The sequence below is a fragment of the Chitinophagaceae bacterium genome, from assembly GCA_016699815.1.
Lineage (GTDB): Bacteria > Bacteroidota > Bacteroidia > Chitinophagales > Chitinophagaceae > Ferruginibacter.
Genome location: CP065012.1, coordinates 2941483 through 2967217 on the forward strand (window position 1 = coordinate 2941483; position 25735 = coordinate 2967217).

General features: G+C 39.5%; 21 protein-coding genes and 2 pseudogenes. 5 read left to right on the forward strand and 18 right to left on the reverse strand.

The window, feature by feature from the left end:
- The first annotated feature begins 9 nt into the window (after positions 1 to 9).
- On the forward strand, positions 10 to 996 hold the full coding sequence (locus IPO46_13030) for a chorismate synthase (GenBank protein QQS62975.1): 987 nt from the start codon (positions 10 to 12) through the stop codon (positions 994 to 996).
- Between the two features lie 402 nt (positions 997 to 1398).
- Here IPO46_13030 and IPO46_13035 read toward each other — a convergent pair whose 3' ends face one another.
- The 5 genes from IPO46_13035 to gcvP form a co-directional block, all read right to left on the reverse strand.
- Entirely contained in the window at positions 1399 to 1929 is a 531-nt protein-coding gene (locus tag IPO46_13035) for a cytochrome c (GenBank protein QQS62976.1), read from the reverse strand.
- A gap of 293 nt (positions 1930 to 2222) precedes the next feature.
- The gene (locus IPO46_13040) at positions 2223 to 2945 is read right to left on the reverse strand and encodes a thioredoxin (protein QQS62977.1); all 723 of its coding nucleotides are present in this window, start codon (positions 2943 to 2945) and stop codon (positions 2223 to 2225) included.
- 4 nt (positions 2946 to 2949) lie between these two features.
- The gene (gene trxA, locus IPO46_13045; protein ID QQS62978.1) at positions 2950 to 3243 is read right to left on the reverse strand and encodes a thioredoxin; all 294 of its coding nucleotides are present in this window, start codon (positions 3241 to 3243) and stop codon (positions 2950 to 2952) included.
- A complete protein-coding gene (locus tag IPO46_13050; GenBank protein ID QQS62979.1) occupies positions 3233 to 3451 on the reverse strand; it encodes a DUF2892 domain-containing protein in 219 nt (72 codons plus the stop codon). The genes trxA and IPO46_13050 overlap by 11 nt, the downstream gene beginning before the upstream one ends.
- 474 nt (positions 3452 to 3925) lie before the next feature.
- Complete coding sequence (gene gcvP / locus IPO46_13055; protein QQS62980.1) at positions 3926 to 6811, reverse strand: aminomethyl-transferring glycine dehydrogenase; 2886 nt, start codon at positions 6809 to 6811, stop codon at positions 3926 to 3928.
- Between the two features lie 145 nt (positions 6812 to 6956).
- On the opposite strand from gcvP, the gene IPO46_13060 reads away from it, so the two are divergent.
- Positions 6957 to 7442 carry a YkgJ family cysteine cluster protein gene (locus IPO46_13060; protein QQS62981.1) on the forward strand — a complete coding sequence of 162 codons (486 nt, stop codon included), beginning with the start codon at positions 6957 to 6959 and terminating at the stop codon, positions 7440 to 7442.
- Positions 7443 to 7456: 14 nt separating this feature from the next.
- Here the strand turns inward: IPO46_13060 and IPO46_13065 are convergent, their stop codons facing one another.
- From IPO46_13065 to IPO46_13105, 9 genes and pseudogenes are all read right to left on the reverse strand, one after another.
- Complete coding sequence (locus tag IPO46_13065) at positions 7457 to 8020, reverse strand: thioredoxin family protein (protein QQS64423.1); 564 nt, start codon at positions 8018 to 8020, stop codon at positions 7457 to 7459.
- Positions 8017 to 8871 (reverse strand): orotidine-5'-phosphate decarboxylase, encoded by an 855-nt coding sequence (gene pyrF / locus IPO46_13070; protein QQS62982.1) that lies wholly within the window; start codon positions 8869 to 8871, stop codon positions 8017 to 8019. Before pyrF ends, IPO46_13065 begins: the two co-directional genes overlap by 4 nt.
- Positions 8872 to 8875: 4 nt before the next feature.
- Entirely contained in the window at positions 8876 to 9487 is a 612-nt protein-coding gene (locus IPO46_13075; protein ID QQS62983.1) for an FMN-binding negative transcriptional regulator, read from the reverse strand.
- Between the two features lie 6 nt (positions 9488 to 9493).
- Positions 9494 to 10846 carry an FAD-dependent monooxygenase gene (locus IPO46_13080; GenBank protein QQS62984.1) on the reverse strand — a complete coding sequence of 451 codons (1353 nt, stop codon included), beginning with the start codon at positions 10844 to 10846 and terminating at the stop codon, positions 9494 to 9496.
- Between the two features lie 337 nt (positions 10847 to 11183).
- A complete protein-coding gene (gene kynU, locus IPO46_13085; GenBank protein ID QQS62985.1) occupies positions 11184 to 12482 on the reverse strand; it encodes a kynureninase in 1299 nt (432 codons plus the stop codon).
- 19 nt (positions 12483 to 12501) lie between these two features.
- Positions 12502 to 12907, reverse strand: a pseudogene (locus tag IPO46_13090) (four helix bundle protein).
- 23 nt (positions 12908 to 12930) lie between these two features.
- On the reverse strand, positions 12931 to 13419 hold the full coding sequence (locus IPO46_13095) for a RidA family protein (protein ID QQS64424.1): 489 nt from the start codon (positions 13417 to 13419) through the stop codon (positions 12931 to 12933).
- 12 nt (positions 13420 to 13431) lie between these two features.
- A pseudogene (locus IPO46_13100) lies at positions 13432 to 13797 on the reverse strand (four helix bundle protein).
- A gap of 77 nt (positions 13798 to 13874) precedes the next feature.
- Positions 13875 to 15329 (reverse strand): aldehyde dehydrogenase, encoded by a 1455-nt coding sequence (locus IPO46_13105; protein QQS62986.1) that lies wholly within the window; start codon positions 15327 to 15329, stop codon positions 13875 to 13877.
- A gap of 172 nt (positions 15330 to 15501) precedes the next feature.
- Here IPO46_13105 and IPO46_13110 point away from each other — a divergent pair, with 172 nt between their 5' ends.
- The 3 genes from IPO46_13110 (at position 15502) to IPO46_13120 (ending at position 17389) form a co-directional block, all read left to right on the forward strand.
- Positions 15502 to 16026, forward strand: a complete 525-nt coding sequence (locus IPO46_13110; GenBank protein QQS62987.1) for a 3-hydroxyanthranilate 3,4-dioxygenase — start codon at positions 15502 to 15504, stop codon at positions 16024 to 16026.
- 87 nt (positions 16027 to 16113) lie between these two features.
- Positions 16114 to 16350: a four helix bundle protein gene (locus IPO46_13115; GenBank protein ID QQS64425.1), complete on the forward strand. Its 237-nt coding sequence runs from the start codon at positions 16114 to 16116 to the stop codon at positions 16348 to 16350.
- Positions 16351 to 16405: 55 nt separating this feature from the next.
- Entirely contained in the window at positions 16406 to 17389 is a 984-nt protein-coding gene (locus tag IPO46_13120) for an amidohydrolase (protein ID QQS62988.1), read from the forward strand.
- Positions 17390 to 17402: 13 nt separating this feature from the next.
- Here IPO46_13120 and IPO46_13125 read toward each other — a convergent pair whose 3' ends face one another.
- The 4 genes from IPO46_13125 to IPO46_13140 form a co-directional block, all read right to left on the reverse strand.
- Positions 17403 to 17981 (reverse strand): hypothetical protein, encoded by a 579-nt coding sequence (locus tag IPO46_13125; GenBank protein QQS62989.1) that lies wholly within the window; start codon positions 17979 to 17981, stop codon positions 17403 to 17405.
- Positions 17982 to 17997: 16 nt separating this feature from the next.
- Positions 17998 to 18882, reverse strand: coding sequence for a hypothetical protein (locus tag IPO46_13130; protein QQS62990.1), 885 nt, complete (start codon positions 18880 to 18882; stop codon positions 17998 to 18000).
- A gap of 64 nt (positions 18883 to 18946) precedes the next feature.
- The gene (locus tag IPO46_13135; GenBank protein QQS62991.1) at positions 18947 to 19720 is read right to left on the reverse strand and encodes an META domain-containing protein; all 774 of its coding nucleotides are present in this window, start codon (positions 19718 to 19720) and stop codon (positions 18947 to 18949) included.
- A gap of 113 nt (positions 19721 to 19833) precedes the next feature.
- Positions 19834 to 25704: a gliding motility-associated C-terminal domain-containing protein gene (locus IPO46_13140; protein QQS62992.1), complete on the reverse strand. Its 5871-nt coding sequence runs from the start codon at positions 25702 to 25704 to the stop codon at positions 19834 to 19836.
- Between the last annotated feature and the right edge of the window lie 31 nt (positions 25705 to 25735).

Here is a 25735-nt window from a genome sequence, read left to right on the forward strand (position 1 = left end):
AATAATATAGTGAATAATTTTGGTAATTTATTTCGTTTATCCATTTTTGGGGAATCTCATGGCAACGCCGTTGGTGTGGTTATTGATGGTTGCCCACCTGGGATTTCCCTTACTGAAGCAGATTTTGAAGAAGATTTGGAAAGACGAAAAGGCAGCAAACAAAAAGGCACTACGCCCCGTAAGGAAGATGATATGCCGGTATTTCTTTCGGGTGTATTTAATGGCAAAACCACAGGCGCACCCCTTACCATAATTTTTGAAAATAAAAATACCCGGAGCCAGGATTATGAAAATCAAAAAGAAATTTTCCGACCCGGCCATGCAGATTTTGTGGCCGAAAAAAAGTTTAAGGGTTTTCAGGATTACAGGGGCGGCGGGCATTTTAGCGGTAGGCTCACGGTATGCCTTGTTGCGGCTGCGGTGGTTGCCAAAAAGGTTTTGAAAAATATTTTTCCCCTTCTTTCAATAGAGGCAAAGCTTATTGAACTGGGTGGCGAAAAAAATATAGAAACCGGTTTACAAAATGCATTAGCAGCAAACGACAGTGTGGGCGGAATTGTAGAATGTGTTGCACAGCCTTTGCCGGTTGGTTTAGGTGAGCCTTTTTTTAATTCTGTGGAGGCTTTGATAAGCCATGCCGTTTTCAGCATACCGGCTATAAAAGGTATAGAGTTTGGCTCCGGCTTTGGCGCAGCTAAAATGCCCGGCAGCAGACATAACGATCCTATTACAGATGCAAGCGGCAAAACAGCTACCAATAATGCAGGCGGAATTACAGGGGGCATTAGCAATGGCAACCCGTTGGTATTTAGGGTTGTGGTAAAGCCAGCATCATCCACGCCGCAGCAGCAAAACTCGCTTAATACCACCACCGGTAAAATGGAAGATTTTACTATTGCCGGCCGCCACGACCTTGCCATTGCTCTGAGGGTTCCGGTAGTAATAGAAGCCGTTACTGCTTGTGTGCTACTCGACCTTGCTTTGATGAATAAATAAATTATATAGATTTTACTTAGTTGTAAAGTTTCTAAATCAAACAAACAATTTAATGCCGAAAAATAATTTAGAAGAATAAGAATGACCCTAAGCTGGAATGAAATAATTGACCGTTCCTTATAATTTTCCAAAGATTGGGCAGATACATAAAACGAATATGTAGTCGCAAAAACAATCCTGGTTTTTTTACTTTTTTGTATTTCTTTGTTAAAAAATAGCGCCATTTGAGTACCGTTAAAAAAAGCCGGATGACGGTAAGGGATGCATTGACTTGCTATGCAAAAGCGTTATCTTCATTAATACGAAAAATAAAGGCAAAAACCTCTACCGTGTTTTTGTATATGCCAAAGAAAACAAAAAACAGTAACCTACTTTTCTTATATATTATTGTGGCCGTTGCAATTAATAATCTTCATCCTGGTAGGTTTCGTAATTTTTCACTGTAGTGGCAAAATAAATTACGCCCATTAAAAGTGCAAGCGCCAGTATAATGCTGGTCATTAAGCCGGGGTTTTGCTTAAAACTAAAAGGGTTATCGGTGGCAACGCCTGTAGCAGGCGATTGTGGCGCTGCAGTGGGTTGCAGCTTGCCGGTTTCATCTTTAATAAAAGCCATTATATTTTCTATGTCCGCATCGGTTAAATCTTTATGGTCGGGCATTGGAAATTTTTTGAATTTTTCAAAAATGGCAATTGCCGCAGTATCGCCACTTTGGATAAGGGCCTGTGAGGAATGTACAAATTTCTTTATCCAGTCCATACTTTTGCGGTCGTAAATACCTGCAAGGGCCGGGCCTGCAAAGTCTTTATCTACTTTGTGGCAACTGCTGCAGCGGCTGGTAAACGTTTTTTTGCCTTCTTCAATTGGCGATCCATAGACCTGTTGCCCTGCAAAGCCTATTACTACAAGTAGGGTTAGTTTCAGTAATTTCATCCCTTTATATTTTTTTATCGGTGATCAATTTCTAAGGCGTAAAAATATACAGGCAATGCTTTTGCTGCAATGATGCTGGTTAACAGCACAAATGATTGGCATCATGCCAAAAAAGGACAAAATTGTCTGAAATACAGTGAGTTATTAAATTAAGCATGTGCCATTGCCGTAAAAGGCTTGAGCTATTTCGGTTTAATAATATTGCCGGCAAAAAAAAACTGCATTAAGGGAGTTTGTTTCTTAAATAAAAATTTAAACTAATAAATATTTTAATAGAATATTTTATGAAGACTTTACTGCCGGGCTTTTTCAATACTTTCCCTCAGCATATTTTCATTAATATATCCTTCGCTTTGCCACACAACCATTTTGTTTTTATATAATTTTAAAACAGGGATGGCTTCAATACCCAGTTGCGTGCAAAGTTCCATGTTGTCATCAACATTAATTTTAACCAGGGTAAGTATTTGGTTTTTTTCTTGTGCAATTTTTTTTATAAAAGGCGCCATTTTTTTACAGGGTCCGCACCAGTCGGCATAAAAATCTACCAATACCAGTTTTGAACTGTCTTTCATAAGGTTGCCGTATTCTATTAAACTGAGGCCTTTTGTTTTTAAGGTTTTTTGTGTGGTACTGGGTAGCCCGGCAGCATTCCATGCCATAAAACCGCCTTTCATATCATACACTTTTTTAAAACCTTCTTCTCTAAGCTTGGCTACAGCTGCTGCGCTCCTGCCTCCGCCTAGGCAGTACACAAATACCGGCCTGCTTTTTTTAATTTCACTTAGGTTTTGGAAAAAATCGCTGCTGTTCCAGTTTATGTTTATGGCATTTTCCAAATGGCCTTTATCAAATTCTTCCGGCGTACGCACATCTAATATTTGCGCATTGGGTGCATGGGCAATTTTTTTGGAAAAAGTTTTGGCATCAACCGGACTTGCGTTTCCCTGTGGCTGGTTGTTGCTGCACCCAAAAGTGAAGCATGCAGCAATAAAAAATAAAAATATTTTTTGCATGGTATTAAAAATTATCGGTTAAAAGTTTTTCCAGTTCAGTAGCGTGCCTCACCCCGGAACTGCGCCATTTTATTTGTCCATTTTTAAAAATTATTAATGTGGGTACGCCACTTACCTGGAAAGCAGCAGCGGCAGCCGGGTTTTTGTCCACATCTATTTTAATAATAGCTGCCTTATCGCCCACACGTTTTTTTACTTCTTCCAAAATAGGCGCCATTGCTTTACATGGTCCGCACCAGGTTGCAAAAAAATCTACGAGCACCGGTTTATCCCGGTTTATTATTTCGTCAAAAGTCATTTTTCTGTGTTTTAGTGCAGGTATTGATGCCAAAAAGGTTGTACAGCGGACAAAAGCTTATAAAAACGCCAATGGTTAGGATAATAGCAAAAATAGCCAGCACCAATGCCAAAAAGCCTGTAATAATTTTTGTAAAATACAGGACTGCAATTAAGGCAGCAACTACCAGGCGAACTGTTTTATCAATAGCGCCCATATTTTTTTTCATGTGCTCATTTTTTTATGATACAATGCTCACGGAGTTTGTGGCGGTTGAATGTAATAAATGTAAGGTTGCTTTATTTCACAAAATTAGGTAATTAAAAATTAAATAAAAAAAGACAGCGTGACGGGGATTGGTTTTAAGTACAACTCAATATCCCCTCAAAATTGGCATGGTTAATTTCTACTGATGTATGTTCAGGGTATTCGCATTTTGAAGAATTGGGGAATCTGGCTTTTTGTTTTTTTCGCTTAATTTCAAAGGCAAGTTACAACTGCTAATTCTTAAAAATCAGGCCATATATTTATATCAAAAAATAAACCAAATATTTGGATTAGTTGGTATAAAATGACTTTCAATTGCCATTAATTGTTGCAATAAATTGAATATTAATTTTTAAAATTTTATAAATAAAAAGCGCCCCTTGCGGAGCGCCAATATCTTATATCTAATAATCTAGTATCTAAAATCTCTTAGCTCTTAACTTCCTTCTTCCATATAAGCACTCAATGGTTCGCAGGTGCATACAAGGTTGCGGTCGCCCTGTGTATTGTTTACCCTGCTTACTGCAGGCCAAAATTTATTGGCTTTTACATAGGGCAGGGGAAATGCTGCTTTTGAACGGCTGTAAGGGTTGTTCCATTCATCGGCACAAATTACAAAAGCGGTATGCGGTGCATTTTTTAAAACATTATTTAGTTTATCGGCCTTGCCTTCTTCTATTTCTTTTATTTCGGCCCTTATGCAAAGTAAGGCATCGCAAAAGCGGTCGAGTTCGGCTTTGTCTTCACTTTCGGTAGGTTCTATCATAATGGTTCCGGCAACAGGAAAGCTTAAAGTGGGCGCATGAAAATTATAATCCATCAGTCTTTTTGCTACATCTTCGGCTTCAATGCCAGCGCTTTGCTTAAAAGGTCTTAGGTCAACAATAAATTCATGTGCACAGGTATTATTGGCGCCGCTGTATAAAATTTTGTATTCTTGCTGGAGCCTTGCTTTCATATAATTGGCATTTAAAATAGCAAATTCGGTACTTTTTTTCAAACCCTTTGCGCCCAGCATTTTTATATAGGCATAGCTTATGAGCAAAATGCTTGCACTGCCAAAAGGCGCTGCGCTCACGGCTTTTATGGCTTTAGCCGGGTTGTTTTGCGAAGTATGTCCTGGCAAATAAGGCGCTAATTTTTCGTTTACGCATATTGGACCCATTCCCGGTCCGCCGCCGCCATGCGGTATGGCAAAAGTTTTATGAAGGTTGAGGTGGCACACATCGGCGTCAATTTTTCCGGGAGATGTTAAGCCAACCTGTGCATTCATGTTGGCGCCATCCATATACACCAATCCACCGTTTTGATGAATAATTTGGCATATTTCCTTAATACCTTCTTCAAATACACCATGGGTGCTGGGATAGGTTACCATTAAGCCGGCAAGTTTATCTTTATGTTTTTCGGCATTTGATTTTAAGTCGGCAATATCAATATTGCCTGCATCGTCGCATTTGGTAACTACTACCTGGAAGCCAGCCATTACTGCACTTGCAGGGTTTGTGCCATGTGCAGAAATAGGGATGAGCATTACATTCCTTTGTGGTTCTTTTTTATCGGCATGGTATGCCTTTATTACCAGCAAACCAGCATATTCTCCCTGTGCTCCGCTATTGGGTTGCAAAGAGGTAGCCGCAAAGCCGGTAATATTGCTCAGCCATTGCTCCAGCTCTGTAATAATTTGTTTGTAGCCTTTCCATTGATTCTTTGGTGCAAATGGATGTATGGCGCTAAACTCCGGCCAGCTTACAGGAATCAATTCCGTTACGGCATTCAGTTTCATAGTGCAACTGCCCAGCGAAATCATGCTGCTGTTAAGGCTCAGGTCTTTGTTTTCCAGTTGCTTCAGGTAGCGCATCATTTCGCTTTCGCTGTGATGGCTGTTAAAAACTGGGTGGGAGAGATAAGGTGAAGTACGGGTAAGCGACGATGGTATATTTTCCAGCAATGCTTCTTCATCAAATTCCATAACTGCCGCATCTTCATTTTTTAAAGAAGTAAAAATATAGAGTATCTCCAGCACATCCCTTTGTGTGGTGGTTTCATCTAACGAAATATTGATAAAGCCATTGCCGTAATAAAAATTCATTTCATTTTTTTCGGCCAATTCTTTTACGGCTTGTATTTTTTCGATTTTCAATTGAATGGTATCAAAGAAAAACTGGTTTTCATTTTTAAAACCTGCCTGTTCTAATTTATCAGATAAAGATTTGGCCAGCAAACTGGTGCGTTTGGCAATTTGCTTTAAGCCAACTGGCCCGTGATATACGGCATACAAAGCGCTCATATTTGCCAATAGCGCCTGTGCAGTACAAATATTGCTGGTGGCTTTTTCTCTTCTTATATGTTGTTCCCTTGTTTGCAAAGCCATGCGAAGGCAGCGGTTGCCCTGTGCATCTACACTTACCCCAATAATGCGGCCGGGAATATTTCTTTTAAATTCATCTTTTGTGGCAAAGTATGCCGCATGTGGCCCGCCAAATCCCATGGGTACACCCAGGCGCTGTGTACTGCCAATGGCAACGTCGGCGCCCATTTCACCTGGGGCGGTAAGTAAGGTAAGTGCAAGTATATCGGCACCCATTACCACTAAGGCATTTACCAAATGAGCATCTGCAATAAATTGCCGGTAATCAGCTATAAATCCGTTACTGTTGGGGTATTGAACAAATGCGCCAAAAAAACTTTCATCTAATATTGCCTGCTTGTAATTGCCAAAAACTAATTCTATTTCAAATGGAGTTGCACGGGTAATGAGTATATCTTTTGTTTGTGCAAAACTGTTTTCGTCCACAAAAAATTTAGGTGCGGTAAGTTTATTATGGTCTTTGTTTTTATGGTTAAAGAGCATAATCATTGCTTCTGCTGCGGCAGTGCCTTCATCCAGCAGGCTGGCATTGGCAATGGGCAAAGCGGTTAGGTCGCTTACCATGGTTTGAAAGTTGAGCAAACTCTCCAGCCTGCCCTGTGCAATTTCGGCCTGGTAAGGCGTATATTGAGTATACCATCCCGGATTTTCAAATACATTTCTTAAAATTACATTCGGCACAATGGTAGGGTAATATCCCTGGCCAATAAAGCTTTTAAAGATTTTATTTTGCGAAGCTATTTTTTTTAATTCATTTAAATATTCAGATTCACTTACCGGGCCGGCAACATCTAATGATTCATCCAGCCTTATATTTTTGGGTACAGTAAGGTCAATTAACTGGTCAATAGAATCAAGGGCAATGGTTTGTAACATTTCTGCTGTTTCTTCTTCGTTTGGCCCAATATGCCTTTGCTGAAATTCTGATTGCTGTAACACAAATAGGTTCATATATGTAAATTTGGTATATACCGGAGCAAATGCTGCTGGTAAAATTTTTGCAAATTTACAATAAGCAGAGAACATTTTTGGCTGATTGCTGTTTCATTGTATATTAGTTGTGGAAAAGCTTTTTTAAAAAATAAATACAAGCCTGGTGAACAAGGAAACCGACCTGCTCAAAAACTGGGAGTTGAAAGCAAAAGGCCGTAAAAAAGAGTATAAACGATACTTGCAAAAGGTAGATACCAAAAAAGATATAAAGCGCTTGCCCGCCTTGCATAATGAAGCATTTTCAAAAATTGATTGCCTGGATTGTGCTGCCTGTTGTAAAAATTATTCGCCACGGTTTAAAACGCCGGATATTAAACGTATTTCAAAAGGGCTTGGCTTGAAAGAAGCCGTTTTTATAGATACTTATTTGCAAATTGACAGCGATGGCGATTATGTATTAAGAACAAAACCCTGCCCTTTTTTAGGCAACAATAACCAATGTGGTATTTATGAAATGCGGCCATCAGATTGCCGGCAATTTCCCTATACCGATGTAGATGTATTGCTTAAACGACAGCAAATAACATTAAAAAATGCTGAATTTTGCCCGGCGGTATATTATGTTTTAGAGAGGTTGCTGGAAAAATAACAACCCATTTTCAGTTATTGTTTTTTTAACTGGTTTTCCCTGAATCTTTCCCCAATAATATTTAATTCAGATTTTGACATGGAAGTGGTTTTCATTAATACAGCTAAAAGATAGGCCACTTCTTCATTGCTGGCCGGGCAGCCCACATTTTCGCCTTTTTCTGTAGCCAGCTGGCCCTTGGTACGCATATAACAATCGGCCAGTAAATTACCTTTATCATCTAAAATAAACCAAAAAGGGATGCCTTGTTTGTTATCTCCGTTATATTGTATGCGTACATCATCTGCCCCGGGGTTTTCTAAGTTTTTTTTATCTTTTGATTCATCTACTACCAAATGAACTATTACAAAATTATCCTCGAATGATTTTTTACAGGCGGGGTCTTGCATGGAAGCGTCCATTTTTTTGCACCATCCACACCAGCTTGCCGAAAATTTTACAAATACATTTTTATGTTCCTTTTTTGCCTGGGCAAATGCATTGTTCATAATTTCTTTGGCAGATAGTGGGTTTTGTGCATAGCCAAAAGAAAAGGCTAAGCAAAATAGCAGCGAAGAGAATAATGATTTCATGTTTATTTTTTTAAGTATAATTTCATTTCTGTATGATACTGCGTTGCAATGGCTTTGGCTTCGGCAGCAAAATTTTCATCCAAACCGGCATATATAATTGCCCGGCTTGCATTTACTAAGATACCACAATCCTGGTTCATAGCATTAAGGCTTATTTCTTTAAGGCTACCGCCCTGGAAGCCAATGCCTGGTACCAGTAAAAAATGCTGGGGAATAATATTGCGTATATTGGTAAATTCCGTTGCCTGCGTAGCGCCCACCACAAACATAAGGTTGTTGGGCGTACCCCAGGAAGCCACTTTTTTTAATACATTTTCGTATAAAAATTCGTTTCGCAATGAGGTAGTTTCTTCTTCGGTAATATTATTTACCGAATCGTTTATTAATTTGAGCATTTCAAAATCCCGTGCTCCCAAGTTGCTGGTTAGGCCAAGTACTATCGTCCATTTATTTTCGTATTCCAAAAAGGGGCGAATGCTGTCTTCGCCCATATACGGCGCTACGGTAATGGCATCAAAAGGTATGGTTTCAAAAAATGCTTTTGCATACTGGGATGAGGTATTGCCGATGTCGCCTCTTTTTGCATCAGCAATTTTTAAATGAGTAGATGGGATATGGGCAACGGTTTCTTCCATAGCCTGCCAGCCTTTAATGCCCATTGCTTCATAAAAAGCCGTGTTTATTTTGTAACCTACACAATGGTCGATCGTAGCATCAATAATGGCTTTGTTAAATTCTACTACTGCATTTGGGTGCTTTTGTAAATGCTTTGGGATTTTTGTAAGGTCGGTATCGAGCCCAACGCACAGGTAAGTGCCTTTTTGTTTTATCTGTTCTGTTAAAATACTGCGGTGCATATTTTTAAAGTCGTTCTTTCATTTTTTGGGCAATATAAATATCGCCGGGTTTTGCTCTTTGCTCCAAGTGGTGAATAATGCTTTCGCAATCTTGCCGGCTTTTGTTTTGGCTTAATTTAAAAACATTTTGTAAAGTAACTACCTCTATTCTAAAGCCCACAATGGCTTTTGCCATTTCCTCCACATATTTTGTTGATAAATTTTCAAAAGATGCAGCAGTTTTTGTTCCAATATGCCGGTCTGTTACCTCCTTTAATATTGCAACAGAACTGGCAGTATCCAGTAATAGCATGGCTCCGGCGGCTTGTACGGTAATATAATTTACGGTGCTGGCCTGCTGTGGGTTGCTGTACCAATTGGCATCTATATAAGCATGTGGGCTGTGAAAAAGCACCAGCACATTTTTATTTTTTTCAAAAGCTTTATGATGGGCTGTGTTACGCATAAAATGCCCGGATAAAAATAATTTTTCTCCTTCTTCAATAATTTCCAGTGGTAATTGTGTTGCCACAGGATAGTCATTACCCAAAGCAATTACTATAGCAAAGTTTTGTTGCTTCATAAATTGAACCACCTGCTGCTTGTTTTTTTCAATAAAATGGGGCAATTGATACATTTGCGTTTAGCTGAGTTTGCTCAAAATTAAATTTTCAATTTCAATACTGTCCCAAATATTTTCAATATTGGGCAAGGCCATTATTTCATCCATTATAGTTTGCTGTTTAGAGCCTTTTTCCAATGCCTCGCTATACCTTATTTGCGGGCAAAAGGTTACCATGCTGTAGGCCGGAATCCATTTGTCAGGGTGCTTTACACTGAATTTTCCTTCAATTTTTTTCTGTAATAAAAATTGAGCGTCTGCCACTTTGTCCCTCATTTCTATAAAATTATTTAAGGCAAGGTCTGCAATGGCGTCGGCATCGGGTTTACGTAATTCTTCAAACTGTGGCAAAATTAAACTCCAGTTTTCATTATTTTTTGTGATTAAATCGTTTAATACGATGCAATCTTCAAAGCCGGCATTCATGCCTTGTCCAAAAAATGGAACTATGGCATGGGCGGCATCTCCAATTAATGCAAAACTGTTGTTTCTAATCCAGGGAAAACATTTTACGGTTACCAGCGATGAGGTTGGGTTTTGGATAAAATCATGTAGCAGGGTTGGCATCAGCTTTGCGGCATCTGTAAAATGAGTTTTAAAAAAGTCTTGAATTTTATCATTACTGTTGAGCGATGTAAAAGAAGGTTCGCCATCAAAAGGGAAGAATAGGGTGCAGGTAAAACTCCTGTCCATATTGGGCAGGGCAATGAGCATATAGTTGCCACGTGGCCAAATGTGGAGGGCATTTTTATCTAAAGCAAAATCATTTTGTAGAGTAGGTGGTATGAGTAATTCTTTATAACCATAGTTGATATAATATTGCTGGTATTGAAAGCGCTCGTGCTGCAACTGGTGGTTGAGCCTTGCAGCGGAGTAAGCGCCATCGGCACCAAAGAGCAATTGAAAGTTGAAAGTTGAAAGTTGAGCGTTGGCTGCTGTTTTTTCAGCTGTAAATTGGATGATTTTTTTTTCCCAGTCAATTTTTTCGGCTTTGTGGCTGAAGAAAATTCTTACACCTTTTGCTTCTGCCAAATCCATTAATTTTTTGTTGAGTTCGCCACGGGAAACGGAGTTGATGAACTGCCCTTCTTTTCCATAGGGCTGAAATGCCGTGCTGCCGTTGGGTTGGTGGAGGTAGCGGCCATGCATGGGAATGGCAATTTTTTTTATTTCCTCCATGATGCCAACTTCTTCCAGCGCTTTAATTCCACGGTCGCTCAAGGCAAGGTTGATAGACCGGCCTGCACTCATTTTTTCTTTACGCATATCAGGCCTGCGTTCGAAGATGGTTACTTTGTAGCCTCTTTTAGATAAATAGATGGAAAGCAGGGAGCCAACCAATCCTGCGCCGATGATGGTTACTTCTTTTTTCATATTCGCAAATCGTTTCTTGTTTGGTGTTATCCTTTTCTAATTTGATAGTTATCGTATTCATTCAATTTTGGCTGCTGTTCATAAATCGCAAAAGCTGGAGGGATAAGACGGCAAAGATATGCACGGCTAAGCTCTTTAGATGAATAAATTTACAATTTATCTAAGCAGTGAAATTTACTTACGGGCAATGAAAACAGCACTACAATACGCCCAATTTCCTGCTGCCAAATAAAATCTATATTTTGAAATGCAGGAATGGCATATATTGAATAGGAACTTAATAACTGTGAAGAAGGAGACGGAAATATGGGATACGGAAACTTTTAGTGTTGTAATATTACTGAGTTTTACTTTGAAAGTAATTTCTTAATATATTTCCAAATTGCCACACATCTTCAAAACTATTATACAAAGCTACAGGCGCTATGCGAATTACATTGGGTTCACGCCAATCGGCAATTACTGAGTTTTTCTTTAACACTTCAAAAATTTTTTTGCCATCTTTGGTAATGAGCAGGCTTATTTGGCAGCCATGTTCCTGTTCATTAAGTGGAGTAATAATATCAAATACTTTTTCGCCAAAGCTATGATTGACTTCATCGAGTACATGCCATAAATATTGGTTGAGCATTTTGTTTTTGGCAAATACATTTTCCCATCCGGCTTCTTCAAATACATCCAGCGCTGCTTTGTGTGCCGCCATGCTAAGTACCGGCGCATTACTTAATTGCCAGCCTTCGGCAGAAGGAATGGGTAAAAAGCCCTGTTCCATAAGAAAGCGGTTTTCTTTATCGTGTCCCCACCAGCCGGCAAAGCGCTGCAGCGAAGTATCGGAAGAATGGCGCTCATGTATAAACACGCCCGAAACGCCACCTGGCCCACTATTTAAATATTTATAACTGCACCAGCAGGCAAAATCTACATCCCAATCGTGTAATTGCAAAGGCACATTGCCTGCGGCATGTGCCAGGTCGAAACCTGCATAAGCGCCTGCTTTGTGTGCCGCTGTGGTAATTGCTGGCATATCAAACAACTGGCCGGTATAATAATTTACGCCGCTAAATAAAACTAAGGCAATGCTGTTTTTATTTTTATCAATGGCAGCTAAAATATCTTCTGTTCTTATACTGTGTTCCCCCTCTTTTGGTTCCACCTCAATTACTGCATCTTCATATTTATAGCCATGAAAATTTACCTGGCTTTCCATTGCATACTGATCGGATGGGAAAGCTTTTGCTTCGCAAATAATTTTATACCGTTGTTTTGTGGGTCTATAAAAACTAACCATTAATAAATGCAGGTTAACCGTAAGTTGGTTCATGGCTACTACTTCATGTGGCAATGCGCCGGCAATTTTGCAAAGTAGCGCCGTAAACAATTCGTGGTAAGGCATCCAGGGGTTGCGTGCATGAAAATGGCCTTCTACTGCAAAATTTGCCCAGTCTTCGAGTTCATTTAATACATACTCTTGTGTAGATTTTGGTTGCAGTCCCAGGGAGTTGCCCGTAAAATAAATTGCATCCCTGCCATGCATCAGGGGAATATAAAATTTTTCTCTAAAGCTTTTTAAAGAATCCTGGCTGTCGAGGTATTGGGCGTAGGCCTGGGTGTTTTTGTATTCGAGTTTAGGAGGCATTTATTATTTATTATTTATTTTATTTGGTATTCCTGTCTTTAAATTTAGTGCCTTTTACATTTGATGTATTAAGATATTTAATAAAACCATTAATTTTTTTGTACACTGCATTTGTTTTTTCATATAAATCAGTAAACTCATCTTTGTTGAGGTATTCTCTGTCGGGTGAACGATATATCTGTGAAGTTAACCCGGCTGCAGTGGCAAAAGCGATATTTAAAAATTGAATAAATGCAAATCGGTTGGCGCTCCCATTACCTTCTGCAATTTTGTCCATTATTGAGCCTGAACTTCTGTTCAAGCTGGTCTTTAAGGGCAAAATTTTTTGACAATCCTGTTATTTTTGTTAATCCAAAAATCTCTTTTGCTAAAAGTACCGAAAGCGCCCAAATTTCTAAGTCCTCAAATCTATTTATTGTTGACATAATGGTTAATAGTATATGATAAATTATTCAATTAATGCAATTATTTTTAATTCAATACAAATGGGAGTGGGCAGGCTTTTAACTTCTACCGTAGTTCGGCAGGCATCAATGCCTTCAAAATATTGGCCGTAAATTTTATTATACACTGCAAAATCTTTTTTCATATTGGTGAGGAAAACCGTTACATCCAGTATTTTATCCCAACTGCTGCCGCTGGCTTCCAGTACTGCTTTTACATTGGCAAAAACTGAATGGCATTCTGCTTCTATGTCGTATTTTAAAATATTTCCTTCGGCGTCTAATTCCAGCCCGGGTATTTTATTGTCGAATGGCTGACGGGAACCAATGCCGGAGAGGAAGAGTAAATTTCCTGCTTTTCTTGCATGAGGGTAAGCTCCTAGTGGTTTTGCGGCAGAATTTGTATGGATTGTTTTTTGATTCTCATTTTTCGTTTTTGATTTCTCGTTTTGCGTTTCTTGTTTTCTGTTTGTTGGCACTCTATTTTGAAACATAATACCAGTTTTTTCTGAGCTGTTTAAATATTTAATAAATGCACCAATTTTTGCACCCGTTTTATCTGTTAATTCAAATAGTTCCACATACAATTCTTTAGAAATATGATTTCGATTTAAACTTCTAATGAGTTGCGATTGTAATTCTGAAGTGGATGCTCTTGCTATACTCAAGAATTGAATAAATTCCAGTCGTCCCCCTCTGCCAAAACCTTCAGCAATATTATCTGGTATTGACCCAACAGATTTATTAATCTGATCTTTCAAAGCAAAATCTTTAGATAAAGAGGTTGTTTGTATAATAGAGAAAACCTTTTTTTCTAATTCATTTGACAATTGCCAAACTTCTAAATCTGTAAATTTTTTAACTGCACCCATAATTTAAATGTTTATAAAGAGTTTCAGCTTAACTTACTCTTGACGAGCAATGGAAAAAATAGAATTAATAAATAAAATTAAAATTCTATACACACATTCTTCGCTTCGGTAAAAAATTTCAATGCTTCCCAGCCGCCTTCTCTACCTACGCCACTGTTTTTAATACCGCCAAATGGGGTTCTTAAATCCCTGAGGAGCCAGCAGTTTACCCATACAATACCTGCTTCAATTTTTGCGGCCATTAAATTGGCTTTTGAGATATCCTGCGTCCATACTGTGGCTGCAAGTCCATATTCTGTTGCATTAGCGAGTTGCAACGCTTCTTCAATTGTAGTAAAAGGCTGCAAGGTTACCACAGGGCCAAAAATTTCTTCGGTATTGGTTTTGCTACCGGGGCCAAGGTTTTCGATGATGGTAGGCTTTATAAAATAGCCATTGCTGCACCTGCCTGCAGGTTTTATGGCATTGCCGCCCAAAATAATTGTTCCGCCTTCTTTTTTGGCTGTTTCAATACAATTTAAAATCTTTTCAAAATGATTTTTGCTCACTATGGCGCCCTGTTTATTATTTTCCAAAGGGTCTCCAATAGTAAGTTGTTTGGCTTTATCTGCAAATTCAGTTTTAAATTTTTCGTAAACACTTGCTTCAATTAAAATACGGCTGCCGCATAAACATATTTGCCCCTGGTTGCTAAAAGAAGATTGAACAGTGGTACGCATCATTTTATCCCAATTGCAATCGGCAAAAATTATATTGGGGTTTTTGCCTCCCAGTTCCAACGATAATTTTTTGAACATTGGCGCTGCAATAGAAGCAATGCGTTCGCCAGCCCTTGTACTGCCGGTAAATGAAATGGCTTTTATTTGCGGGTGCATTACTATTGCTTCGCCACAAATAGGGCCTGTGCCATGCACTATGTTTAATACGCCATCGGGCAACCCGGCTTCTTTACAAATTTTCCCTAATAAAAATGTGGTAACCGGTGTTACTTCAGATGGTTTGGCAATAACACAATTGCCTGCAGCCAGCGCCGGCGCTATCTTCCAGGTAAATAAATAAAGCGGAAGGTTCCATGGAGAGATGCAACCAACAATACCTACGGGTTGGCGCAATGTATAATTTACGGCTTTGTTTTCCATGGCATGGCTTTCGGATGCAAAATGCATGAGGCCTGTTGCAAAAAAACGAAAGTTGGCAGCAGCACGATAAATATCTACCTTTTTACTAAGCCATAGCGGCTTGCCATTGTCGTTGGTTTCTGCAAGGGCTAGCGCTTCAATATTTTCATCTATTAGGCAGGCAATTTTATTGAGTATTTTAAAACGGGTTTCAGCAGCTGTTGCAGCCCATTCAGTAAATGCTTTTTGGGCAAAGGTTACGGCAAGTTCCACATCTTTTTCATTGCTATCGGGTATTTGGCCATATATTTCGCCTGTTGCAGGGTTCACATTGTCAATAAATTTACCGCTCAATGGGCCAATAAATTTTCCGGCAATATAATTTTCGATGTGAAATGGAATGGTAAATTGCATAAGTATAAAGGTACGGAAACTTAATAGGTTTTATATTTTGGGCTGCTCAGTTTACTTGTTTTTAATTGCTGATAAAGGGTATGAGGTAGAAGTGAGTGACACAACGATGATGCCTAAGGCGATACTGCCGGTTCCCTAAAAAATATTAACTTACAGGCTTAAAATTATTGTTATGGCAGTTATAGCGCCTTTTAATTTAAAAAAATGGATTGCTGAAAACAGGGATTTGCTAAAACCTCCTGTGGGCAACCAATGTATATACAAAAATGCAGAAAACTTTATTGTGATGGTAGTGGGCGGGCCCAATGCCCGAAAGGATTATCACTTTAACGAAAGTGAAGAACTATATTACCAGGTGGAGGGAAATATTGTTTTAAAAATTATTGACGATGGTGTGCCTAAGGACATTTCAATTAATGAAGGTGATATGTTTTTGTTGCCTCCTAAAACGCCGCACAGTCCGCAACGTGCAGCAGGAACTGTGGGACTGGTAATTGAAAAAATAAGGGAAAATGAAAAAGACGGATTTTTGTGGTACTGTGAAAAATGCGGACATAAATTGTACGAGGAGTTTGAGGTAATAAATGATATTGTAACTCAGCTGCCACCCATTATGAATGGCTTTTACAGCGATGAACACAAGCGTACCTGCAATAAATGCGGAGCAGTAATGGAAGCGCCGATAAAGAAAGGGTAGGCTGGTTGAAGGTAGAAAGTTGAGTGTTGAAAATTGAAAGTTGAAAGCTGAAGGTTTGTAAAAATGGTTTTGTGCTGCTAAAAAAGAATTATATTAATTAAGCTATTGCTGCGAAGCGGAACTACAATTGGCACGCTGGTGAGAAAAGCTGAGCATGGGCAATCGAAGCTTTACTTTTTGCATAATGTGAATAGTGCATTTAAAGAAGCCAATGAAATACTTTATTGGCTTTCTTTATTAAAGGATATAAATTATGTTGAGAAAAAAGATTTTTCTTATGGCTTCTGCAACAGAGATGGTGAAAATATTTTACAAGAATTGTAAAATTCACAAAGACCAAATTGGGTAAATAGTTATCCAGTTTTAATTTTCAATTAAGATGAAAATAGACATACACACCCACATAATGCCTGATAAAATGCCCAACTGGGCAAAAAAATTTGGTTATGGGGAATTTGTACATTTGGAGCAGCGTAACTGCAAGGCCTGTATGATGAAGGGCGATAAGGTTTTTAGGGAAGTTGAAGACAACTGCTTTGATGTAAGCTTAAGGCAAAAAGAAATGGATGAAACGGGTGTAACGATGCAGGTGCTTTCAACAATTCCTGTATTATTTAATTACTGGGCAAAGCCAAAAGACGGGTTGGAAACCAGCCGTTATTTGAACGACCATATTGCCAACTCTGTAATTAAGTTTCCTGAAAGATTTATGGGTATAGGCACTGTGCCTTTACAGGATGTGGATATGGCAATTGCAGAAATGGAGCGTTGTGTAGCAGCATTAAAAATGCCTGGCCTGGAAATTGGCAGTAACATTAATGGTGCAAATTTAAGCGATGAAAAATTTTTTCCATTTTATAAAAGGGCAGAAGAGCTGGGCTGCTCTTTATTTATACATCCCTGGGAAATGATGGGCGAAGCGCAAATGCCAAAATACTGGCTGCCCTGGCTGGTAGGTATGCCTGCAGAAACATCAAGAGCTATTTGCTCCATGATTTTTGGCGGTGTATTTGAAAAATTTCCAAAATTAAAAGTTGCCTTTGCCCATGGTGGTGGCTCTTTCCCAGCTACCATTGGCCGCATTGAACATGGCTTTAATGTGCGGCCCGATTTGGTGGCTATTGATAATGCCCATAACCCACGGGAGTATATTGGAAAATTTTGGATAGACAGTTTGGTGCATGATGCAAAAACTTTGCACTTAATAATGGATATAATGGGTGAAGATAAAATTTGCCTGGGTAGTGATTATCCTTTCCCTTTGGGAGAACATCACCCGGGAAAATTGATTGAACAAATGGATTTTTCTAAACCTGTTGCCGACAAATTACTGTATAAAAATACACAGGATTGGTTGCAATAATTTTTACAATTTGTTACCTGAATTTTTCTGAAACCGTATAGCAGATTTTATCTGTAATTTTTTTAAATAACAAATAATTGAAACGCCTCAGCCTTTTGGTATTAGAGCCATCAAGCAAAAGTCCATTTTCGTCAAAGTGCTGGGGTTCGTCAAAATAGGCCAGCATGTAATATTTTGATGGGGAAAAAGGCCTGCGTATAACTTTGGGTTTGATACTTATGAATATTAAGCGCTGTTCTTTATTGTTGGTATAATAATCGTAGTTGTTTATCCAGGTACATTCAATTTTTTGCATGGCGTTAATGAGCCATATTACTTTTTCGGCATCGTATCCATATTTTAAAAGGCTGTCTTTAAGCCTTGCATCTATTGTATTAAACTCATAAATGTAGTTAAGGCTGTCCGTTTTCATTTCTACCGAAACTATTTGTAAATTTTTACTGGTAAAAGCAATAGAAAATGGTTTTTGCTGGTATAGGTATTTGTAGATGGTTTCTATATGCATCAGTTCTTTTTGGTGCAGCGTATAATAATTGGTAGAAATAATTTTTGAAGAGCAGGAGCTTGCTGCAATGAGTATTGCAAAGATCAATGCTATGGTATAATATTTATTTTGCATCTGATGAAACCAGTGTTATACCAAAAAGGATTTTTTTAAAAGTTTTTACACTCATTTGCCTTAGTGATTTTCCGCCACTATCCCAGTAAGTGAGCGTTACAGTGCCGTTAACCTCTTCAATTTTTTCCAGGATAATATAGTGAGTAGGTGTGGCAAATTTTACTTTTTCATGATTTTTTTTATGCAGAATGCGGTTGTTGATATATAAAACCACAAAGCCTTTTTTAAGGCAATTGTTTAAATAAGCAACCGTATTTTTCAGGCGGGGATGAATTAAATCTCCGCCAACAGATTTTGTTTTAAATCCGGTAACAGCCCTGGCCATCTTGTTGAATTTTTTTAAATTGGTTGCGGCCCAAAAGGTATCTTCATCTCCTGGGTTGTACCTGTGGTTAAAAAAATTAAGGTATCCCTTAAAGTGATCGGCAAGGGTAAGGAACCAAATTTGTTCGGCATGGTTAATATCTAAAACACCTTTAAAACGCAGGTTGCCAGCTGCGTTTATTACTTCGGCAGAAGGGCGAAAATGGATATTATTGTAATCTCCATGGCCTGTGAAATATAGCTGTACCATAAATTTTGCATAGCCCAATGGGTTATGTTCCAAAACCAATTGTGAAATTACCCCAAATGCACAAAAGTTGGTACTGCGCCCGGGATAAATGCTTATAGGGTTGTGTACACTACTTTTTAAATTTTGCAGGAACAATTCTGGTGAAACATTTACCCAATAGGGGCTTTTCTCAATAGTTTTAATAGAGTCTACAAATTCAATTGCTTGCTTTAGTGTAGAAATAGAGGGCAAGGGTGTAGCTGAAATGCGGCCAAAAAAAAAGTTAAATAAAAAAAATGCTATGGTTATTTGCCTTTTCATTGTACAAAGGTAGCGGCAAAAAAGAATGAAATCAGTTTTCTGTAAAGTGGAAATATAGGGAGATTTATTTTTTGGGTGAAAAAACAAGTTGGCTATCATCAATAAGGTACAAAAAAAGTTTCCCGTTTTTAAAGAAATAACTGACTACTTTTTCAGAAATTTTTTCTCCTGCAATTTTTTCAAAAAGCGGGTTGTTATTATGGCAAAACATTTTGGTTTGTGCAATAGGGCCAAAATGTATCCTTGTGCCTTGTACAGAAATGCCAGAAAGCAGGTTATTGCAGCCATCATGGCCACTCATGGTATTGTTTACCAGATCAATTGTGAGTGTGGGCAACCCTTTTGAATAGGATTTTGCATCCTGCTTTTGAGAGCCTGCCTGTTCCAAAACCCAGGTATTGTTCAATTGATTGTTATAAAGAAATTGGCCGCAGCCGGAATATTTTTTGTTTAATAGTTTTACTGCAACTTTTTTCTTGGCGCTGCTGCAATTTTCTTTATAAATAAATATTTCCAATTGGCCTGCGCTGGATGAAGCTGCATAATACACAAAATCATTTTTGTCTATAGCTTTAGCTGCATACATTGTAATGCTGATGCCATCATTTGTGGTAAAATTAAAATTTTTATCAAAATCAAGTTCAAGGTTCCATGAGGCCGGTATTTCTCCGTTGGCAACAAAATCTATTCCGTTTATAAATTTTTTTTGTAAGGTATCGTTGAGTTTTGTTTCAAATTGGTTTTGCAATGTACTGTTCTTTTGCCTGGTATTTGAAGAAGTGCTGCATCCCCACATAAAAATTGCCAGTAAATAAAAAATAAAATTATACTTTGCCATGTGGTAAAAATAATTGAATATTTATTGAAAGGGTCTAAACACTTGTTAATAATAAAATGCCCTGCAGGTTGCTGGGCATTTTATTGTACTTACTAAAATTAAGCGCTGTAAATTTATTCCACCAGTATTACGGTGCCTTTCTTTTCTATAATTTTTCCATTGTTGTCAACGCCCTGTATCATCCACACATAAGCGCCAATAGGTTGTTTGCGGCCACGGTAGCGGCCATCCCAGCCTTTCAGCCATTCATTGGTTTCAAATAAAAGGTTGCCAAACCGGTTGTACACCCTAAACCAGTTTGTTTTTACAATGCCAGAAGGTATGGGCCTGAAAATATCGTTTCTGCCATCACCATTTGGAGAAAATGCAGTAGGCACATAATAAGTTGGACCTGCATATACTTTAATAAATACGGTATCCCAACCCTTACAGCCTGCAATATCCATCACTTCCAAAGTAAACCTTGTATCGTTATAAAGTGTTGCTAAAGGGTTTTGTGCAGCAGCATTATTTAACGGAGCAGCAGGCAACCAGGTAAATTGTACACCGCCACTACCATAAAGCTGGTGTTGCTCACCCAATACGGCAATAGTATCGTGGCCTGCAAAAGCAGGTACAGGTGGAGTAACTATAAGTTGCATGGCATCGTTTGTAATAAAGTTGCAACCATAATCGTCCTGAACATTTAAAGTATAAATATAATTTCCGGCATCCGGCAACAGCACAGAAGTAACTGGTGCATGTATATCGGTAATGTATAAATTAGGCGTCCAGGTATAAATTACCGGGCCGGAACTGTTGCTATGGCTACCATTAAGTAGGGCAGTGAAGCGATGGCAAACTGCGGTATCGTTTCCGGCGTTGGCTATAGGTTCGTGCAAAACATTTACAATTAAAGTATCCCATCTTTCGCATAGGCCCCAAATGGCGTGTACTACATAGGTTGCTGTATCTGCAGGGCTCACCACTGCATTTTGTACAGATGGATTTGCAATAGTAGATGCAGGTGCATTGGTAGAACTCCATTGCCAGGTAATTGCAGAAGGGGCAATAGCATTTACCTGTGGCTGAAGCGTAACAGCACTTCTTACACAAACTACTGTATCAACTCCTGCGCTCAACCGCATGGTATCAATCATTACAACGGTAACGTTAGTTGTGTCTTTACATCCTTTTGCATCTTTTACCACTACTACATTATAAGCGCCAATATTGGGCGCTGTAAAATTGGGTGATGACTGGAATGCGGTTCCGTTAATAGAATATTGATAAGCAGTTGTGCCTCCTGTTGCCGAAACGGTTATTTTTCCATCATTACCAAAGCAGGTGGATGGCACTGGGCTGTTTGCGGAAGCAACCAAAACATTGGGCTCGGTAAGTGTAATACTGGTATCTTTTGTGCATCCCACAGCATCGGTAACCGTAAATAAATACACAATATTTGCCGATAGGCCGCTGAACACATTTCCTGCTGCAGTACCTGCGTTTACAGATGTATACGAATAAGGAGCCACGCCACCAGTTGGGTTAAATGTTATGGTACCATTAGTAAATCCATTACAACCTGGCATTACTAAAGTAGAAAGAGAATTAATTGCCGGGTTTGATGAAAGGGTTACAGGGCCTCCTGTTCCGGCACAACCACCTGCTTCAGAATATGAATAACTATATATACCGGGTGCAAGGTTGTTGAACACAATTGGCGCCGGTCCATTGTAGGTAAAAGGTCCGCCTGGGCCGGTAAGTGTTGCAAAATAGGGCGCTGTTGTTCCCGGCTGTTGCGTGATTGTTATTACGCCATCATTTATATTATTACAAACCGGATTTGTTTGTGCTACAGCAGAGCTGAGTGTTGGCCCAGCTACAACATTTATTAAATTAGGTGTTACAGTTCCTGTACATCCAATAGCAGTTGCAAAGGTTATAGTATAAGATCCAGGAGCAAGCCCGTTAAATAAGCCTGTTGTATTACTAATACCTCCGGGGTTTAAGGTAAATAGCGTAGTGCCTGCAACGCCGGGTTCGGTAACACTTATGCTGCCATTATTTATCGTTGGGCATGTTGTAGCCGTAGATGAAGCGGTAGAAACTGGCACGGCCCCATTTGTAACATTTATATTATTTACTGTGAAGCTGCAACCAATTGCATTATTTGCAGTAACGGAATATGTGCCTGTGGTAAGCGCCGTAAAAATTCCAGTTGTATTTGTTGCGCCACCGGGAGTTAGTACATAAGTATATGCTCCGGGGCTTGCAGTAGTAACCGTAATAGTTCCATCTGTTGCGCCGGGGCAGGTTGTAGTGTTTGTTGTTGCATTACCTGTAGGCCCTGTACCATCTGTTACATTTATATTATTTACTGTGAAGCTGCAACCAATTGCATTATTTGCAGTAACGGAATATGTGCCTGTGGTAAGCGCTGTAAAAATTCCAGTTGTGTTTGTTGCGGCTCCGGGAGATAAAACATAAGTATAAGTTCCGGGAATTGCTGGGGTAACGTTTATAGTACCATCTGTTGCACCAGGGCAGGTAGTGGTATTTGTTGTAGCACTGCCTGTAAGAGCCGGCCCATTGGTTACATTAATATTGTTTACAGTAAATATGCAACCCGAAACTGTATTAGTGCCTGTTGCCGTATATGTTCCGGTTGCAAGTCCGGTAAATACACCTGTTGTATTGGTTGCGCCACCGGGAGTTAGTACATAAGTATATGCTCCGGGGCTTGCAGTAGTAACCGTAATAGTTCCATCTGTTGCGCCGGGGCAGGTTGTAGTGTTTGTTGTTGCATTACCTGTAGGCCCTGTACCATCTGTTACATTTATATTATTTACTGTGAAGCTGCAACCAATTGCATTATTTGCAGTAACGGAATATGTGCCTGTGGTAAGCGCTGTAAAAATTCCAGTTGTGTTTGTTGCGGCTCCGGGAGATAAAACATAAGTATAAGTTCCGGGAATTGCAGGGGTAACGTTTATAGTACCATCTGTTGCACCAGGGCAGGTAGTGGTATTTGTTGTAGCACTGCCTGTAAGAGCCGGCCCATTGGTTACATTAATATTGTTTACAGTAAATATGCAACCCGAAACTGTATTAGTGCCTGTTGCCGTATATGTTCCGGTTGCAAGTCCGGTAAATACACCTGTTGTATTGGTTGCGCCGCCGGGATTTAATACATAAGTATAAGTTCCAGGAGTTGCAGGTGCAACGTTTATAGAACCATCTGTTGCACCAGGGCAGGTAGTGGTATTTGTTGTTGCATTCCCAGTGGGCGCAGTACCATTCGTTACATTTATATTATTAACGGTAAAGCTGCATCCCAAGGCGCTTGTAGCCGTAACGGAAAAAGTTCCCGCAGCAAGTGCAGTAAAAATTCCTGTTGTGTTTGTTGCGCCTCCGGGAGATAAAACATAAGTATAAGTTCCGGGAGTTGCTGGGGTAACGTTTATAGTACCATCTGTTGCACCAGGGCAGGTAGTGGTATTTGTAGTAGCACTGCCTGTAAGAGCCGGGCCATTGGTTACATTAATATTGTTTAAAGTAAATATGCAACCCGAAACTGTATTAGTGCCTGTTGCAGTATATGTTCCGGTTGCAAGTCCGGTAAATACACCTGTTGTATTGGTTGCGCCGCCGGGATTTAATACATAAGTATAAGTTCCGGGGGTTGCAGTTGTTACGGTAATAGTTCCATCTGTTGCACCGGGACAGGTTGTTGTGCCTGAAGTTGCGCTCCCCGTAGGAGCAGTACCATTAATTACATTAATATTTGATACGTTAAATGTGCATCCTGAAACGGTATTTGTTGCCAATACACTGTAAGTTCCGGGAGCAAGCCCGGTAAATGTACCAGTGGTACTGGTTGCACCTCCGGGAGTCAATACATAATTATATGTTCCGGGGGTTGCAGGTGTTACGGTAATAGTTCCATCTGTTGCACCGGGACAGGTAGTAGTACCCGAAGTAGCAGTACCCGATAAAGAGGAACCGGCATTAATAACAATATTTGACCTTACAAAAGTACAACCTACACTATTGGTTGCTAATACCGAATAAGTACCAGGAATAAGCCCGGTAAAAATTCCTGTGGTATTAGTAATTGCACCCGGATTAAGAAAATAAGTATAGCTGCCCGGAGTTGTTGGCGTTACCGTAATAGTTCCATTTGGGGCGCCTGAACAAGATGCATTGGTGAACGTATGGGTGCCCGTTAATTGTGGGCCAGAGAGAACCACAAGGCTTACAATTGTACCACTACAGCCCGAAGCATTTGTAAAAGTACATTGGTATGAACCTGCTACAAGGCCGGTAAACACACCCGTAGTATTAGTAAAGCCGCCCGGGTTAAGTACAAAAGTATAGGCGCCGGGAACTGTTGGTGTAATAGTTAAAGATCCGTTGCTGCCTCCAAAGCAGGTTGTATTGGTTCTTGATGGTACTGCGGTTAAGCCAACACCCTGGTTGATTGTTCTTATTAAATTACCAGTGCAGCCTAAGGCATCTGTAAAAGTAATATTAAAAGTACCTGCCGGAAGCCCGGTAAAAACAAGCGGAGATGGCCCTGCAACAGTATAAGGCCCACCCGGGCCGGTTGCTGTTGCCGAAAATGGCGCTACACCCGATGTAGGCGTAACCGTAATGGTTCCATCATTAGCGCCAGCGCAGGATGTATTAGTAGAAGTAACGGTTTGTGAAAGGCTTGTGATGGCAGTAACTTCAATATTAAATGATGTATCGCAACCAAAATTATCGGTTACATAAATGGAATACATACCTGCCGGTAAATTGCTAAATACAATTGGCGAAGCGCCATTATAATTATAGGGGCCGCCGGGGCCGGTTGCTGTAGCAGTGTAAGGCGCAACCCCAGCAGATGGCGTAATGGTAATTGAACCCGAATTGGTATTACAGGTGGTAGGTACTGAATCTACAGCAACAGGTAATACATTATTCCTAACCACATTTATGGTATCCAGATTTTCCATAATGGGCCCAACAGGACAGGATGAAAACCTTGTTCTCACTATATATTGCGTTACCGATGGGCCTGGGCAAATATTGGGAAAGTTAATATCGAGTATGCCCGGTACCGTAGTTGCCGTATCTGCAAGTGCAATTACGGCGCCTCCCATATCTAAAAGCTCCGAACTTAAATAACGGCTATTGGTGCCTGATGGAGTAAACCGGTAACCTGTATTGGATTCACTAAATGCCGTACAATTTTTACCGGGCGCTGCCACGGCTTTTGTACGGGTGAAATCCTGAACACCTATAATACCTAATCCGCTTATCCATGTAGGACATACAGGCTTATCTTGAATATACACTTCTACTACACCTGTATTTTCATATAATACAATTTGATTAGTAGCAATAAGGTTATTGCAACTAAACATCCTAATATCTTTATAACTAATCACAAATTTTCTGCAGGGAGCCGTGCCTTCCACCCTGTATTCTATCCTGCGTGTGGGTAAGGGAGAATTGGCAGGGTCAATATCCTGATAAACGCCCATAATGGATGCCCTGGGATAATAAGTAGTACCAATACCAGCAGGACTTGCAGGTGAATTATAAGGTATAGGTTGAGGAACTCCACCTACATCAAGAGTATAAGCATTTGCAGCATTTGCACAAATAGCTTCAAAAGTCACTACTGCATTTGAGCCAATTACAATATCATTATAGGTTTGGCCATAAAAACAAAAAGGGAAACCCATAGTAATTAATGGAGAAAACTTATCGTCTATATATATAGAGCTTACTACGGTGCCCCCGGTATATGCAAAGGCATTATAGGGTATGCTATTTACAATATAATCTTCAGTTGTTTTTAAATGCGGTACCTGAAAGCCAATATCAGAGCAGGGTGCATTACAGGAAATGACAATGGTAGAGCCGTTTAAATTGGTAGGGATACAACTCTGCGAAAAAGCCCATTTTCCTATGCAAATGAACAAAAAAATAAACGGTAAAATTTTTCTCATTTGGATTTTTTATTTGGAATACATAACGGTT